We start from the raw sequence: 14405 nt of genomic DNA, 5'->3' as shown, positions 1-14405 counted from the left end.
AAGCCCGCACACATTTGTATTGTGGTGTGCTTAGACGAACAACGACAACAGCAGGATAAAGCCCAGCGCAACGATGGACAGGATGGTTTCCATCGCGGTCCAGGTCTTGAAGGTTTCCGCCACGGTCATGTTGAAGTACTGCTTCACCAGCCAGAAACCCGCGTCGTTAACGTGAGACAGGATCAACGAACCTGCACCGGTCGCCAGTACCAGCAGCTCACGGTTCACACCTGGAATCATCCCCACCACCGGCACCACAATGCCGGCCCCCGTAATGGTCGCCACGGTCGCCGAACCGGTTGCCACGCGAATCACCGCCGCCACCAGCCAGGCCAGCAGGATCGGTGAGATCTGTGCGTTCACCGCCATGTGGCCGATGACGTCACCCACGCCGCTGGTGACCAGCATCTGCTTGAAGCCACCACCGGCACCGATGATCAATATGATCGCGGCGGTCGGCGCAAGGCTGGCGTCGAGCAACTTGAGAATTTTGCTGGAGCCCATGCCCTGACGGTGCCCGAAGGTGTACAGCGACAGCAGTAACGCCAACAGCAGCGCCGAGATCGGGTGACCGATCAAGTCCATGAAGGTGCGGAAGAAATTGCCGTCCGGCAACACCACGTCAGCAAAGGTCTTGAGCAACATCAGGAACACCGGCAGCAGCACGGTAATCAGGGTGATGCTGAAGCTCGGCAGCTCTGCCGCTTCTGGCTCGCGAGCCAGTTGATCCACCAGTTCCTGGTTCGGATGGCCGGGGATGTATTTGGCAATGAAAGTGCCGTAGATCGGTCCGGCAATGATCGCCGTTGGCAGCGCAACGATCAGGCCGTAGAGAATGGTTTTACCGATGTCGGCACCGAACACGCCGATGGCCAGCAACGGACCCGGATGTGGCGGAACCAGACCGTGCACGGCCGAAAGACCGGCCAGCAGCGGGATACCGATCTTGATGATCGACACACCGGTACGCCGGGCAACGATGAACACCAGCGGAATCAGCAGCACGAAGCCGATTTCGAAGAACAGCGGAATGCCGACCAGGAAGGCCGCGAACATCATGGCCCATTGCACCTTGTCCTTGCCGAACGCGCGAATCAGCGTCTGGGCAATCTGATCCGCCCCGCCCGACTCGGCCATCATTTTGCCGAGCATGGTGCCCAGCGCCAGGATGATCCCGACGAAACCGAGCACCCCACCGAAGCCGTCCTGGAACGCCTTGATGATGGTGCCGATCGGCATACCGGAAGTCAGCCCGAGAAAGGCTGCGGCGATGATCAGGGCAATGAAGGGGTGCAACTTGAACTTGGTAATCAGGACGATGAGGCCGATCACCGTGACCACTGCGTCTAGCAGCAGGAACGTCTCGTGGGACATGCCAAACATTAGGGGTGTCTCCTGGTTGTTGTTGTTATTAAAGCGGGTAATTCGCAAGCCATCAGGACAGCGCTATCTCTTCGAGAAAAACTCATACGGCGAGTTTCAGGCCGTGTTCAAGCCACCAGCGGTGTGCTTGAGCGGCCAGTTCGTCGACACTGTGGTTCGACGCGTCGAGTGCCAGGGTCAGCGGTTCGCCAACGGGGGATTCGAGGGTAGCGAACTGGCTGTCGATCAGGGTTGACGGCATGAAGTGGCCCGGCCGATGGGAGACACGATCGGCTGCGACTTCAGGGGTCAGCTCAAGGAACACGAAGCCCAGGCCAGGCAAGGCGCTGCGCAGACGTTCACGGTAAATGTGTTTGAGCGCCGAGCAGGTCAGCACCGGGCGTTGGCCCTTGGCGTCGATGTGGCGCAGTTCATCGCACAGGCTGTCGAGCCAGCCGGCACGGTCGTCGTCGTTCAGGGGGATACCCGCGCTCATCTTTTCGATATTGGCGGCAGGGTGGAAAGTGTCGCCTTCAATGGCGGTCGCGCCGCTGAGTTGGCACAAGGCCTCGCTGACGCAAGTCTTGCCGCAACCGGCAACGCCCATGATGACCAGGGCGGTGATGGGATGATTCATGTAACACCTCAGCGCGCAGACAGCGCTACCTTTGCCAGTTATGACACTAGACGAAAAGTAGAAGTTGCCGACGCCTTCTTGTCATTTTTGTGGGTTGCAGCATGTTCGTTCCCAACGCCAAAAAACGGGGATCAGGCAAACCCCGCTCACGCATTTGCAGCTGCGTCGAGACAGCGCTACCTTAGTGCCTCGAATTTTGTTTGGCAAGCCGTCCGATGATCTCCCCTAAAAACGATAAAAATACTCGCACCACTGGCCGCCCCACCTTGAACGAAGTCGCGCGCCTGGCCGGTGTCAGCCCGATCACCGCCTCTCGCGCCCTGCGCGGAGTCAGCACCGTGGCCACCGAACTGGTGGAAAAAGTGCAGAAAGCGGCGCTTGACCTCAACTACGTGGTCAATCCCGCTGCCCGCGCGCTAGCCTCGGCCCAGAGCCATTCGGTAGTGGTGTTGGTGCCGTCACTGTCCAATTTATTGTTCATCGACACGCTGGAAGCCATTCATCAGGTTTTGCGCCCCAAAGGCTTCGAAGTGCTGATCGGCAACTTCCATTACTCTCGCGACGAAGAAGAAAACCTGCTGCGCAATTACATGGCGTATCAGCCGCGCGGTTTGCTGCTGACCGGTTTCGACCGCACCGAAAGTTCGCGCCGCATGATCGAGGCGAGCAACATTCCCTGCGTGTACATGATGGAACTGGACAGCGCGGCCGGCCTCAATTGCGTGGGTTTTTCGCAACTCGCTGCCGGCGAGACAGCGGCCGAGCATTTGCTATCCCGTGGACGTAAGCGCCTGGCCTATATCGGCGCACAACTGGATCAACGCACGTTGCTGCGCGGCGAAGGTTTCCGCAAAGCCCTGCAAAAGGCCGGTTTGTACGACCCGGCTCTGGAAGTGCTGACGCCTCGTGCCTCCTCCGTCGGCCTCGGTGGCGAACTGTTCCTGCAACTGATCGCCAGTCATCCCGATGTCGATGCCATCTTCTTCGGCAACGACGACCTGGCCCAGGGCGCACTGCTCGAAGCCATGCGCTGCGGGATCAAAATCCCCGAACAAGTGGCGATCCTCGGCTTCAACGACCTGCCGGCCTCGGCCCACATGGTCCCGCGTCTGAGCAGCATCAGCACACCGCGCGAGGCGATTGGCCGGCGCGCAGCGGAGCAGATGCTGACCTTGATGGCCGGCAACACGGTGGCGAAACCGGTGCAGGACATGGGGTTTGAGTTGAAGGTGCGCGAGAGTACCTGACACTGTTTGATCGTTCCCACGCTCTGCGTGGGAATGCAGCCCGGGACGCTCCGCGTCCCTGCCGAAGCGGACGCAGAGCGTCCGGTGAAGCATTCCCACGCAGAGCGTGGGAATGCTCGGTGTGCAGGGTCAACGCCCCATCAACTCCACGAACGCCAACGCCCCTTTCTGCAACGGCTGGCTCTTGAGCCACACCGCATGCACCGGCAGCACCAACCCGTTCTCGATGTTGCGGAAGCTCAGGCGCTTGAGCCTTCCAGCATCGAGCCACGGCTGGACCACCGACAGCGGAAAATTGCCCCAGCCCAATCCGGCTTCGACCATTTCCAGCGCCATCGTCAACGTGTCGGTGCGCCAGTATGACTCGGCCACCAGTGGCCGGGTTTCGCTGATCGGCAGGTCGCGGCTGGCGACGATGATTTGCCGTTCGTGGACCAAATCTTCGAGATACAAATCCTGGCCTTGAAACAACGGATTGTCCGCCGCCAGCGTGGCGATCATCCGTTCGGTGCCGACGAACTGGAACCGCTCCAGCACGTTCATGCTCAGCCCGGCGAACGCCAGGCAAACGCTGACCCGGCCGCTGTGGAGCATCGCCAGCACATCATCCTGCGGCGCGCTGAGCACTTCGATTTCCAGTAGAGGATGACGCTCGGCGATGACCTTGATCGCCGCCATCACGCGGCCCTTGTCGATGTCCGCCACCACCCCGATCGACAACTTGCTTTCCAGCCCCAACGACAGCTCGACCGCATGCACTTGCAACTGTTTGAGCTGCTCGGCAATCAGTCGCGCATGCGGCACCAATGCGCAGGCCATCGCCGTCGGCACCGGCTCGCGATGGCTGCGATCAAACAGTGGATAACCGAGTTCGGCTTCCAGGTTGGCGATGCCCATGCTCACCGCCGACGGCACTTTACCTAGCGCCCGGGCGGCAGCGGAGAACGAGCCGCGTTCGATCACCGCGAGGAACAACTCGATGCTGTCGCTGTTGAAATTCATCCGTCGTCCTATCAATAAAACTGAAAGCTAATGACTTTTTCTGTCAGCCCTATTGAAGCTATCTTTCGTCGCCTTCGCCAGTGCTCCTGGCTTCAAGTTGGCAAGAAAGAGGCAACCCCCATGCAAGGCGTTAAACGAAAACTGCTCTACGTGTCCCTTTACGAGGTCATCGGCATGACATTCTCGGCCTTGGGGCTGGCATTGTTGTCCGGCACCTCGCCCGGCAGCACTGGCCCGTTGGCAGTGATCATCACCACCATTGCGGTGACCTGGAACTTCATCTACACCACGCTGTTCGAGCGCTGGGAAAGTCGTCAGCCTTCGCGAACCCGCACCGTTAAACGGCGCATCGCCCATGCCGTGGGTTTTCAACTAACCTTGATAGTGTTCCTCATCCCGTTGATCGCCTGGTGGATGAACATCAGCCTGGTGCAAGCCTTCCTGCTGGACGCGGCGCTGATCATTTTCATCCCGTGCTACACCTTCGCCTTCAACTGGTTGTTTGATCGCACGTTTGGTTTGCCAATTTCGGCGCTGCCGGATCCGGTTTGAAAACGCTGAATGTCTATTAGATTCCTGAAGCGTCGAATCGCTAACGGAGTAGCTCAATGGAACATGCACTGAAGATTCTGGGAAAAGCCTCGTCCATCAACGTCAGAAAAGTCCTGTGGACCTGTGAGGAACTGGATGTTGCCTACGAACGTGAGGACTGGGGCGGCGGTTTTGCGTCGACCCACACGCCGGAGTTTCTCAGGCTCAACCCCAATGCTCAGGTGCCGGTGATCATCGACGACGCGGGCGTGCTGTGGGAGTCCAATACCATCTGCCGCTATCTGGCCGGCAAACACCACAACACCGATCTGTTACCGCACGAACCGGCGGCACGCGCTCGGGTCGAGCAGTGGATGGATTGGCAAGCCACCGAACTCAATGCCTCCTGGAGCTACGCATTCACAGCGTTGGTACGCAAAGATCCGGAATTCCAGGACCCGCATCACATTACCGCTGGCGTACGCAGCTGGAATCAGAAGATGGGCATCCTCGAGCATCAGCTCGCGACCACCAAAGCGTATGTCGCCGGGCCACACTTCACGCTGGCGGACATCGTCATCGGACTGTCGGTCAACCGCTGGTTGATGACACCGATGGAGCGCCCCGACTACCCCGCCATCGACGAGTATTTTCAACGATTGGCACAACGCCCGGGATTCCTCAAACACGGCTGCAATGGCCTGGCTTGAACAGCTCCCGCGCGACCCGACCAACATCCGTGCGGGTGTGGTCGACAAGTTCCTCGCTTCGCTTTAAAAGTGCGGGAATCAATAAAAAAGGGCCCCTTCGAGGAACCCTTTTCAATTGGCCGCGATCAACTTATCTGCAAGGTCGAGTTGAACTGACTGATTGCATCCATCACATGCCGCGATCCTTGTTGAATCTCCAGAATCACTGCTCCCGCCTCGTTCGCCAGTTCCACCCCAAGACCCGTTCGACTCAAACTTGACTGCATGCTCGACACCGCACTCAATGACAAATCATGGTTCTTGCGTACCACTTCAACGATCTCCAGCGTTGCCTGGCTCGTTCGTGCCGCAAGACTACGAACTTCATCAGCGACTACCGCGAACCCGCGCCCGTGCTCCCCGGCGCGGGCTGCTTCGATCGCCGCGTTGAGCGCCAGCAGATTGGTCTGATCGGCAATTCCGCGAATGGTCTGAACGATGGTGCCAATGATGTCGGACTGTTTGCTGACGGCATCAATGCTCAGCGCCGCTTCGTTCAAGTCTTTGGAAATGTCCTGGATGGTCTGCACCGTTTGCTGTACCACCTGAGAACCTTTCTGCGCACAGGCGTCGTTTTGAACCGAGGTACTGTGGGCCGACTCCGCGGCGGTTTGCAGGGTGGTTACCTGATCGGTGATATCGCTGGCGAACTTGACCACTTTGTACAATCGACCCTTGGTGTCAAACAGCGGGTTGTAGGAGGCCTCCAGGAAAACCGTATGACCCTGCTTATCTTTGCGCTCGAAACGGTGCGAGTGATATTCGCCGCGATTGAGTGAAGCCCAGAACGCTTTATAGGCCTGGGATTCGGCGTCACCACGATGGCAAAACAGACTGTGGTGCTGGCCAACCACTTCGTTGAGCGAGTAATGCATCGTCTTCAAGAAGTTTTCGTTGGCCGAGATGACTTTGCCATCCGGAGTGAATTCGACCACGGCCATGGAACGACCGATCGCCGCGAGCATGCTCTCGTTTTCGTGTTCCTTGTAGACCCTGGCTGAAATATCAGTGGCGACTTTGATCACGCTCCGGACCTGGCGATCAGCGCCGAACACCGGCATATAGCTGGCTTCGAGCCAGATTTCCTTGCCGCTCTTGTTCAAGCGCAAAAAGGTCCCGCTCACCGGTTCGCCACGGGCAAGGTCACGCCACAACTTGGCATAGGCATCGCTTCGATAAAACGCTTCTTCGCAGAAAATTCGGTGATGTTTTCCGCGCACATCTTCGGCGCTGTAACCCATGACACTGCAAAAGTTGTCGTTGGCATCGATCACGATGCCTTCGGGGGTGAACTCAATCATCGCCATCGAGCGGCTGACCGCGGCCAACTTCGCGTTAGCCTCAGTCAGCGCGCAACTGAATCGTTCGATTTCCAACAGGTCAGTCTTGTGACGTCGGTTAAACATGGTCGTATCACCTTCAGCGTGGTCTTTTGTTTGATGAAAGTTCTTTGGTCTTTCAACGGCTCCACCACTACGTTCCAAGGAACAGGCACACGCATCCCTCCACCGGAAGGGCTTGGTCAGGTGATCAAGATGTTTAATAGGAGAGTCCATGCAGCGACGCTCTTATCAAGACATCCTTCTCTTGATAGCCCGGGATCGAGCCAGCCCTAACGTTCTGATAAATCACTCCATTGACCGGACAGCTCCGTGTTGTTCAGAGTCGGTGCCTTGGGTTGCGCACGCTTTAAACGTGTATGACGGCCTTCACAGGGTGTGTCGACATAGTTAGTTACGAGTCAGCATAGACAGGCAAGTCAGGTAAGCAAGGCCACTAGTCGGCCAGTACCTAGGACAAAATCGGTTCAGCTTCGGTATGAGTCATTTTTCAGCAAGCAAACTCATCAGCGCCTGCACCGCCGCCGAGGGTGGCTTGTTCGCAGTGATCACCAAGGCAAATTCGCGATCGATACGCGGTTTGACCGGAATCACGCGCAGCCCCTGGCGCTGGCTCGGCAGTGTCATCTCTGGCACCAGCGTCACGCCGATGTTTTCCCGTACCAGGGTGAACGCACTGCTCCACTCGCGGACCTCGACCCGAACGTCGCGCAGCTGCAGCCCGGCACCGGTTGCCAGGCTGCGAGCGTTAGTCGAACAACCGCCCGTGGCCAGTACAAAAGGTTGCTCCGCCAACTCTGCCAGGGAGACCCCTTCTTCATTCGAACGGCGAGCCAAAGGATGGCCGCCGGGCACCACCGCCATCCAGGCATCACTGCCCAGGCGACCGGCATTGCGCTCAGGCGCTGGGTTCAACACCACGCCGACATCCACCAGCCCGGCGCCAAGCAGTGTTTCCACTTCATCGTCACTGACTTCCAGCGCGACCACCTGAATGCCGGGATAAAGCCGATTGAACTGACGCAGCAGCGGCGGCAGGAAAGTCGTCAGCACCATGGGGAAACTGGCCAGGCGAATCGTCCCGCGCTGAATGTCTTTTGTGGCATCGACGCTGCTGCGGATGTTTTCCAGGGCACCGAGCATCGTTCTCGCGTGTTCGATGACAGACAGGCCAATCGCCGTCGGCAAGGTCTGGCGACTCTCCCGACTGAACAGTTGAACGCCCAGGGTTTCTTCGATCAATGCCAAGGCCTGGCTGGCACCGGACTGGGTCATGCCGACCCGCTCGGCCGCCCGGGTAATGTTGCCCGTGTCAGCCACTGCCACCACCATTCGCCAATGCATCAAATTCATCATGGCAGTAGCTTTCCTTATGGCCGCTTTCTGAAAGATTAATTTTACCGAGGGTGCCGCGCACTATGACACTGGCGCAACCCCCCAAACAGAGCCCTGCCGATGAAGTTGTATTACGCCCCACACGCCTGCTCGCTCGCGCCGCATATCGTGCTGCGCGAGTTGGACCTGCCTTTCGAATTGATCCGCGTCGACAACACCACCAAGAGAACCGCAAGTGGTGAGGACTTCCTCGCCATTAACCCCAAGGGTTACGTCGCGGCATTGCAATTGGACAATGGCCAAGTGCTGACCGAAGGCCCGGCGATCCTGCAATACCTGGCAGACCTGCGACCCGAGGCGAACTTGGCGGCAGCGAACGGGACGTTCGAGCGGGTGCGGTTGCAGGAGTGGCTGAATTTCATCTCGACCGAGATTCATGGCGGGCTGGGTTGGCTGTTCAGTTCACAGTTCCCGGATGAGGTGAAAGCGCTCATCCAAGAGAAGCTGTTCAAGCGATTTGTTGTGTTGAGCCAGACGCTGGAGCGCCAGGAATATTTGATGGCTGACGGGTTCAGCATTGCCGATGCGTATTTGTTTACGGTGTTGCGCTGGGCTCCGCTGTTTGCCATTGATTTGAATCAGTGGCCGGCGTTGGCGCGGTTTCAGGCGCGGGTTGATCAGCGGCCTGCGGTGAAAACTGCGTTGGCCGCTGAGTCGGAGTAAGGCCTACCCGTGAAGGCTATCTTCCTGGCGCCACTGAGTTACAAACTCGCACTCACTTTGGTGACCACTTCACCCGGCACCCAGCCCTTCCACACCTTCGGCTGATCACGCAAAAACGCTTCGGCCACCTGACGCGGTTGCAGGCGCTTTTCGCTCATCTGGCCGAGGATCTTGTTCAGCGATGTCCAGCGGGTGGGATGACCGTGCAGCAATTCCCAACCGACGTACACGCCGATCAGCAGCAACAAAGTCGGCCACTCGGTGCAAGCGGTCAGGCGTTGGCGCAAGGTTTCGATTTCTTCACGGTGCGCGGTATCGACGCATGGCGTTGCGCAGATCGGGGACTCGTCCCCTTCTGTGCAATGGCGCAAGGTTTTTTTGCAGAGTATTTGGTTATTTCGTTAGAAGCAGCGGGAGCCCCAGGGCCGGGCTCCCTTGTCACGGGATCAATGACCGAACACATCCACCTTCTTGGCCTTCTTGTCGGCGCGCTTTTCGTCGGCGGTTTTTGCCGGCTTCTTCTTTGCTGCTTTTTTTGAATCCATGCCTTTGGCCATGATACGTACTCCACTCATACGGGATGTGTGATCAGGTATACACCTATCGCTGCGTGCGCGTTCTTTTATAATCGCCCGCTTTGTGCACCGACAGTCGAAGACTATGCCCAATACCCAATACACCTTGCTCGCCGAGCCTTTATGGCCCTTGATGAACAAGTTTTATCGCGCTCACCAATCGTCGATGAAAGCGGTCCGCGACGCTCAACTCTGGGTGGCCAGGCGCGACGAGATCATTGGGGCGCTGTGTTTGCGACCAGTGGCGGACGGGCATTGGCTGACGGGTTTGTTTGTCGATCCGGCCTGCCGTGAACAGGGAATCGCTGCGGCGCTGATCGCCGAGGCACTCAAGGACCTCGAAGGCCCGGTGTGGCTGTTTTGTCATCCGGACTTACGCGGGTTTTATGAACGTCGTGGTTTTACCTTCGACCCGCCACTGCCCTACTCCATGGCCGAACGCCTGAGCCGTTACGCACGCAGCAAACCGATGATCGCCATGGGCTTGGAACCGTCTGGTTGATTCACGGAGTGTGTCAGTCGTCTGCAGTAGGATCGAGATCCGGGAACATCACGTCGGTAAACCCGAACTTGCTGAAGTCACTGATGCGCGACGGGTATAACCGGCCGATCAGGTGATCGCATTCATGCTGCACTACCCGCGCATGAAACCCCGAGGCGATGCGCAGGATCGGCTGCCCCTTGGGATCAAAACCTTCGTAACGAATGTGCTGATAGCGATCCACCGCGCCGCGCAGGCCGGGCACCGACAGGCAGCCTTCGAAACCCTCTTCCAGCGTCGGGCTCAACGGCGTAAGCAGCGGGTTGATCAGAATTGTCTGCGGCACGGCCTCGGCCTCCGGATAACGCTCGCTGTGCTCGAAACCGAAGATCACCAGTTGCAAATCGACGCCGATCTGCGGTGCAGCCAGGCCAACGCCACCGACGCTTTCCATGGTCTGGAACATGTCGTCGATCAGTTGCCACAGCTCGGGGCTGTCGAACATTTCGGCGGGCACCGGCGGGGCAATGCGCAGTAGGCGATCGTCGCCCATTTTCAGAATTTCACGGATCATTTGATGACTTCGTCAGTGCTCGGCTTGATCGAGTGATCCCGACCCAGTCCCGATACGTGTTGTTTGGGTTCGTGGTCGTGCTCGCCGGGGACTTTTTCGCCATCATTCTTGCCTTCGGTCGACATGTGTTCGATCACGGCATTCATCTCGGCGCCCAGCAACAGCACCGCGGCGGAAATGTAGAAATACAGCAACAGCACGATGATCGCACCGATACTGCCATACATAGCGTTGTAATTAGCGAATTCCTTGACGTACAGACCGAAGCCCAGTGACGCGATGATCCACACCACCACCGCCAGCACCGAACCCGGCGTGATGAAACGAAACTCTTGTTTGACGTCGGGCATGACGTAATAAATCAGCGCCACCGCCATCATCAACAGAATCACGACCACCGGCCAGCGCACGATGGTCCAGAGCGTCACAATGAAGTCTTCGAGGCCGACTTGCGCGGCGATCCAGCCCATCACCTGCGGCCCGAGCACCATCAGCGCGGCGGCGACCAGCAGCATACCGGCGATGCCGACGGTGTAGATAATCGACAGAGGAAAACGCTTCCATGCCGGACGGCCCTCGACCACGTCGTAGGCTGCGTTCATCGCACTCATCATCAGCCGCACGCCGGCGGACGCGGTCCACAGGGCAATCACGATACCAACCGACAGCAAGCCACCTTTGGATTGCTGGAGCTGGTCAATGACCGGGTTCACCTGTTCCAGCGCCTGGGGTGGCAACACAAGTTCCGATTGCAGGCGCAGCCAGGAGAAAAAGTCCGGCAGGTGCAGGAAACCGATCAGAGCAATGAGGAACAAAATGAAAGGGAATAGCGAGAACAGCATCTGATAGGCCAGCGCCGAGGCATAGGTCGACATCTCGTCGTCGACGAACTCGGTGATCGTGCGCACCATGACACGGTGCAGGCGCAAACCTTTCATGTGAGGAAAAAACATAAGCGTCTCCTTTCGCCGCAAAATTTGGTCGAAGTCGTGGCGACTCAGGGGCCGTTTTCTACATCAAAGTAGCCTACTTGGCGATTTTGATCTTGTGCAAGTTCAGACTGACACAAAAACGGCCATCCGCGGATGGCCGTTTTCTTACGCTCATTACAGGTCGGATCACGCCTTGTCGACGCCTTTCTTTATCGCATCCTTGGCTTTGCCGACCGCTTGCTGCGCTTCGCCTTTCTTTTCCTGCACGACGCCTTCGGCGCGCATTTTGTCGCTACCGGTGGCCTTGCCGACGCCTTGCTTGACGTTGCCGGCGGCTTCGTTGGCCATGCCTTTTACTTTATCGCCAGTGCTGCTCATGGTGTTTCTCCTGTGAACAATTCAACGGGGAAAGTTGTTACACAAGGATTGACCGGAGGCGTTTGCGCGGAGTTTCATTTATTTTCACCGCAACATTTCATCGTTCAGTGCAGGTTGGGCTTTATGTTTGCCGACCAACCCCCGAGAATGCGCAACGTATTCAGGCCATGGCGCTGAAGATCCAATCCCGTAGGAATGTTATGAAACTCGATAAAAAGCAGGCCATTGCCCGCAGAAACCAGGAACTTGGCGGTGCTGTGCTTGGCGTCAATAACTGCCATTTCACTGAATTGAACCGCAACCGCAACATCTGGTGGTTCGATATTCCGGTCGCGCGCCTGGCCGTCGGTCAGTACGAATGGGTTCACTTGCTGATGCACACACCCGATACCGACGAACTGCTGCACCTGAAAGTGCCAACGGTGTTCCTGCGCGAGAAGCTCGAAGGTCTGGTGGTGCGCAACGAAGGTAAACGCAAAGCGGCCTTGAGCCTGGAACTGAGCGCCGACAAGGACTCGTACCTCCAGGACATGCGCCCGGCGGGTACCAACGTGAACTTCGCGCAGTTCCGCCTGTAAACCCGGACCATTGTGGCGAGGGAATTTATCCCCGTTCGGCTGCGCAGCAGTCGTAAACCGACGAATACAGTGTTCCTGGTGAAACACGGTTGCAGGTTTTGGGGCCGCTTCGCAGCCCAACGGGGATAAAGCCCCTCGCCACAGAAGCCTGCTGATATCACAGACAACAAAAAGCCCCGCATCTGCGGGGCTTTTGTTTGTTACGCGCTGACCTTCTTGACGCCGAGCTTCTTCAATTCTTCGTCGCGCAACTCGCGGCGCAGGATCTTGCCGACGTTGGTGGTCGGCAGCGCATCGCGGAACTCAACGGAGCGCGGAACCTTGTAACCAGTGACGTTAGCGCGCATGTGCTCCATCACCTGTTCCTTGGTCAGTGTCACGCCCGGTTTGGCGACGATGAAGATCTTGATCGCCTCGCCCGACTTCTCGTCCGGCACGCCGATGGCTGCGCATTGCAGCACGCCCGGCAGGGTCGCAAGCACGTCTTCCAGTTCATTCGGGTACACGTTGAAACCGGAGACAAGGATCATGTCTTTCTTGCGATCGACGATGCGCATGTAACCATCAGGCTGGATCAGCGCAATGTCACCGGTCTTCAACCAGCCTTCGCTGTCGAGGATTTCATCGGTGGCGTCCTGACGCTGCCAGTAGCCCTTCATGACTTGCGGACCTTTCACACACAGCTCGCCGATTGCGCCCAACGGCTGTTCAACGCCGGCATCGTCGATGATTTTGCACAGGGTCGACGGAACCGGAATACCGATGGTGCCGATCTGGATGTTCTGGATCGGATTGACGGTGGCCACCGGGCTGGTTTCGGTCATGCCGTAACCTTCGCAGATGGCGCACCCGGTGACCGCTTTCCAGCGTTCGGCGGCAGCCAGTTGCAGGGCCATGCCGCCGGACAGGGTAACTTTCAGCGCCGAGAAGTCCAGATTGCGGAAACCTTCGTTGTTGCACAGGGCGACGAACAGCGTGTTAAGCCCGACGAAACCGCTGAACTTCCACTTCGACAGTTCCTTGATCATCGCCGTCAAATCGCGCGGGTTGCTGATCAGCACGTTGTGGTTACCGATCAGCATCATCGCCATGCAATGAAAGGTGAAGGCATAGATGTGGTACAGCGGCAGCGGCGTGATCAGGATCTCGCAGCCTTCATGAAGGTTGGAACCCATCAGCGCCTTGCACTGCAGCATGTTCGCCACCAGGTTGCGGTGGGTGAGCATCGCGCCCTTGGCCACGCCGGTGGTGCCGCCGGTGTATTGCAGCACGGCAACGTCGCTGCTGGCCGGGTTGGCTTCAGCCACTGGCTGGCCATGGCCCTTGCTCAGCACGTCGTTGAACTTGATGGCCTTGGGCAAGTGATACGCCGGGACCATCTTCTTCACGTACTTGATGACGCTGTTGACCAGCAAACGCTTGAGCGGCGGCAGCAGGTCGGCCACTTCGGTGACGATCACGTGCTTGACGCCGGTTTTCGGCACGACGGTCTGGGCCAGGTGTGCCATGTTGGCCAGGCAGACCAGGGCTTTGGCACCGGAGTCGTTGAATTGGTGTTCCATTTCCCGCGCGGTGTACAGCGGGTTGGTGTTGACCACGATCAGCCCGGCGCGGATGGCACCGAAGACGGCGACCGGGTACTGCAACACGTTGGGCAGCTGCACGGCGATTCGATCGCCTGGCTGCAAGTCGGTATGCTGTTGCAGGTAAGCAGCAAAGGCACCAGACAATTCGTACAGTTCACCGTAGGTGATTGTCTTGCCCAGGTTGCTGAATGCCGGTTTGTCGGCAAAGCGCTGGCAGGACTGCTTCAATACCGCCTGAATATTCGGATACTCGTCCGGATTGATGTCGGCAGCAATCCCGGCAGGGTACTTATCCTTCCAAAAGTCTTCGATCATGGAAGCCCACTCCTCAGCAACGCGAATTCATCACCGCATTTGATGCGATTATTATTGGTG

14 protein-coding genes and 3 pseudogenes are annotated in these 14405 nt (G+C 58.0%); 6 read left to right on the top strand and 11 right to left on the bottom strand.

Going from position 1 to position 14405, the window contains the following annotated elements; translation table 11 throughout:
* Positions 1-30: 30 nt before the first annotated feature.
* Both ACYZT0_RS03625 and ACYZT0_RS03620 read right to left on the bottom strand, forming a co-directional pair.
* Positions 31-1383 carry a GntP family permease gene (locus ACYZT0_RS03625; RefSeq protein WP_462044658.1) on the bottom strand — a complete coding sequence of 451 codons (1353 nt, stop codon included), beginning with the start codon at positions 1381-1383 and terminating at the stop codon, positions 31-33.
* Positions 1384-1465: 82 nt separating this feature from the next.
* Positions 1466-1999 carry a gluconokinase gene (locus ACYZT0_RS03620; RefSeq protein WP_462044657.1) on the bottom strand — a complete coding sequence of 178 codons (534 nt, stop codon included), beginning with the start codon at positions 1997-1999 and terminating at the stop codon, positions 1466-1468.
* Positions 2000-2214: 215 nt separating this feature from the next.
* Between ACYZT0_RS03620 and gntR the strand changes: the two genes are divergently transcribed.
* Complete coding sequence (gene gntR / locus ACYZT0_RS03615) at positions 2215-3246, top strand: HTH-type transcriptional regulator GntR (RefSeq protein ID WP_462044656.1); 1032 nt, start codon at positions 2215-2217, stop codon at positions 3244-3246.
* A gap of 129 nt (positions 3247-3375) precedes the next feature.
* Here gntR and ACYZT0_RS03610 read toward each other — a convergent pair whose 3' ends face one another.
* Entirely contained in the window at positions 3376-4248 is an 873-nt protein-coding gene (locus tag ACYZT0_RS03610) for a LysR family transcriptional regulator (RefSeq protein ID WP_462044655.1), read from the bottom strand.
* Positions 4249-4368: 120 nt separating this feature from the next.
* Here ACYZT0_RS03610 and ACYZT0_RS03605 point away from each other — a divergent pair, with 120 nt between their 5' ends.
* On the top strand, positions 4369-4800 hold the full coding sequence (locus tag ACYZT0_RS03605; RefSeq protein ID WP_461969268.1) for a PACE efflux transporter: 432 nt from the start codon (positions 4369-4371) through the stop codon (positions 4798-4800).
* Positions 4801-4856: 56 nt separating this feature from the next.
* The gene (locus ACYZT0_RS03600; RefSeq protein ID WP_462044654.1) at positions 4857-5489 is read left to right on the top strand and encodes a glutathione S-transferase family protein; all 633 of its coding nucleotides are present in this window, start codon (positions 4857-4859) and stop codon (positions 5487-5489) included.
* A gap of 125 nt (positions 5490-5614) precedes the next feature.
* On the opposite strand, the pseudogene ACYZT0_RS03595 reads toward ACYZT0_RS03600, so the two are convergent.
* The 3 genes and pseudogenes from ACYZT0_RS03595 to ACYZT0_RS03585 form a co-directional block, all read right to left on the bottom strand.
* Positions 5615-6046 (bottom strand): annotated as a pseudogene (locus ACYZT0_RS03595) (methyl-accepting chemotaxis protein); the annotation flags it as partial.
* 111 nt (positions 6047-6157) lie between these two features.
* Positions 6158-6829 (bottom strand): annotated as a pseudogene (locus tag ACYZT0_RS03590) (PAS domain-containing protein); the annotation flags it as partial.
* 522 nt (positions 6830-7351) lie between these two features.
* Complete coding sequence (locus tag ACYZT0_RS03585; protein WP_462044653.1) at positions 7352-8224, bottom strand: LysR family transcriptional regulator; 873 nt, start codon at positions 8222-8224, stop codon at positions 7352-7354.
* Between the two features lie 99 nt (positions 8225-8323).
* On the opposite strand from ACYZT0_RS03585, the gene gstA reads away from it, so the two are divergent.
* Positions 8324-8926 (top strand): glutathione transferase GstA, encoded by a 603-nt coding sequence (gstA, locus tag ACYZT0_RS03580; RefSeq protein ID WP_462044652.1) that lies wholly within the window; start codon positions 8324-8326, stop codon positions 8924-8926.
* Positions 8927-8964: 38 nt separating this feature from the next.
* Here the strand turns inward: gstA and ACYZT0_RS03575 are convergent.
* Positions 8965-9105, bottom strand: a pseudogene (locus ACYZT0_RS03575) (ABC transporter substrate-binding protein); the annotation flags it as partial.
* A 481-nt stretch (positions 9106-9586) separates the two neighbouring features.
* Between ACYZT0_RS03575 and ACYZT0_RS03570 the strand changes: the two are divergent.
* On the top strand, positions 9587-10003 hold the full coding sequence (locus ACYZT0_RS03570) for a GNAT family N-acetyltransferase (RefSeq protein ID WP_462044651.1): 417 nt from the start codon (positions 9587-9589) through the stop codon (positions 10001-10003).
* Positions 10004-10016: 13 nt separating this feature from the next.
* Here the strand turns inward: ACYZT0_RS03570 and def are convergent, their stop codons facing one another.
* From def to ACYZT0_RS03555, 3 genes are all read right to left on the bottom strand, one after another.
* On the bottom strand, positions 10017-10556 hold the full coding sequence (def, locus tag ACYZT0_RS03565) for a peptide deformylase (RefSeq protein ID WP_462044650.1): 540 nt from the start codon (positions 10554-10556) through the stop codon (positions 10017-10019).
* Entirely contained in the window at positions 10553-11509 is a 957-nt protein-coding gene (locus ACYZT0_RS03560) for a YihY/virulence factor BrkB family protein (protein ID WP_462044649.1), read from the bottom strand. The genes def and ACYZT0_RS03560 overlap by 4 nt, the downstream gene beginning before the upstream one ends.
* Before the next feature lie 165 nt (positions 11510-11674).
* A complete protein-coding gene (locus ACYZT0_RS03555; RefSeq protein ID WP_283181403.1) occupies positions 11675-11866 on the bottom strand; it encodes a CsbD family protein in 192 nt (63 codons plus the stop codon).
* Between the two features lie 200 nt (positions 11867-12066).
* On the opposite strand from ACYZT0_RS03555, the gene ACYZT0_RS03550 reads away from it, so the two are divergent.
* Complete coding sequence (locus ACYZT0_RS03550; RefSeq protein WP_282377262.1) at positions 12067-12444, top strand: hypothetical protein; 378 nt, start codon at positions 12067-12069, stop codon at positions 12442-12444.
* 200 nt (positions 12445-12644) lie between these two features.
* On the opposite strand, the gene fadD1 is transcribed toward ACYZT0_RS03550, so the two are convergent.
* Complete coding sequence (fadD1, locus tag ACYZT0_RS03545; RefSeq protein WP_462044648.1) at positions 12645-14345, bottom strand: long-chain-fatty-acid--CoA ligase FadD1; 1701 nt, start codon at positions 14343-14345, stop codon at positions 12645-12647.
* Positions 14346-14405 lie beyond the last annotated feature (60 nt).

The organism is Pseudomonas sp. ZS1P83 (assembly GCF_054897825.1).
Note: the sequence above shows the minus strand (reverse complement) of the source record. Positions and strands in the feature narration are given on the sequence as shown.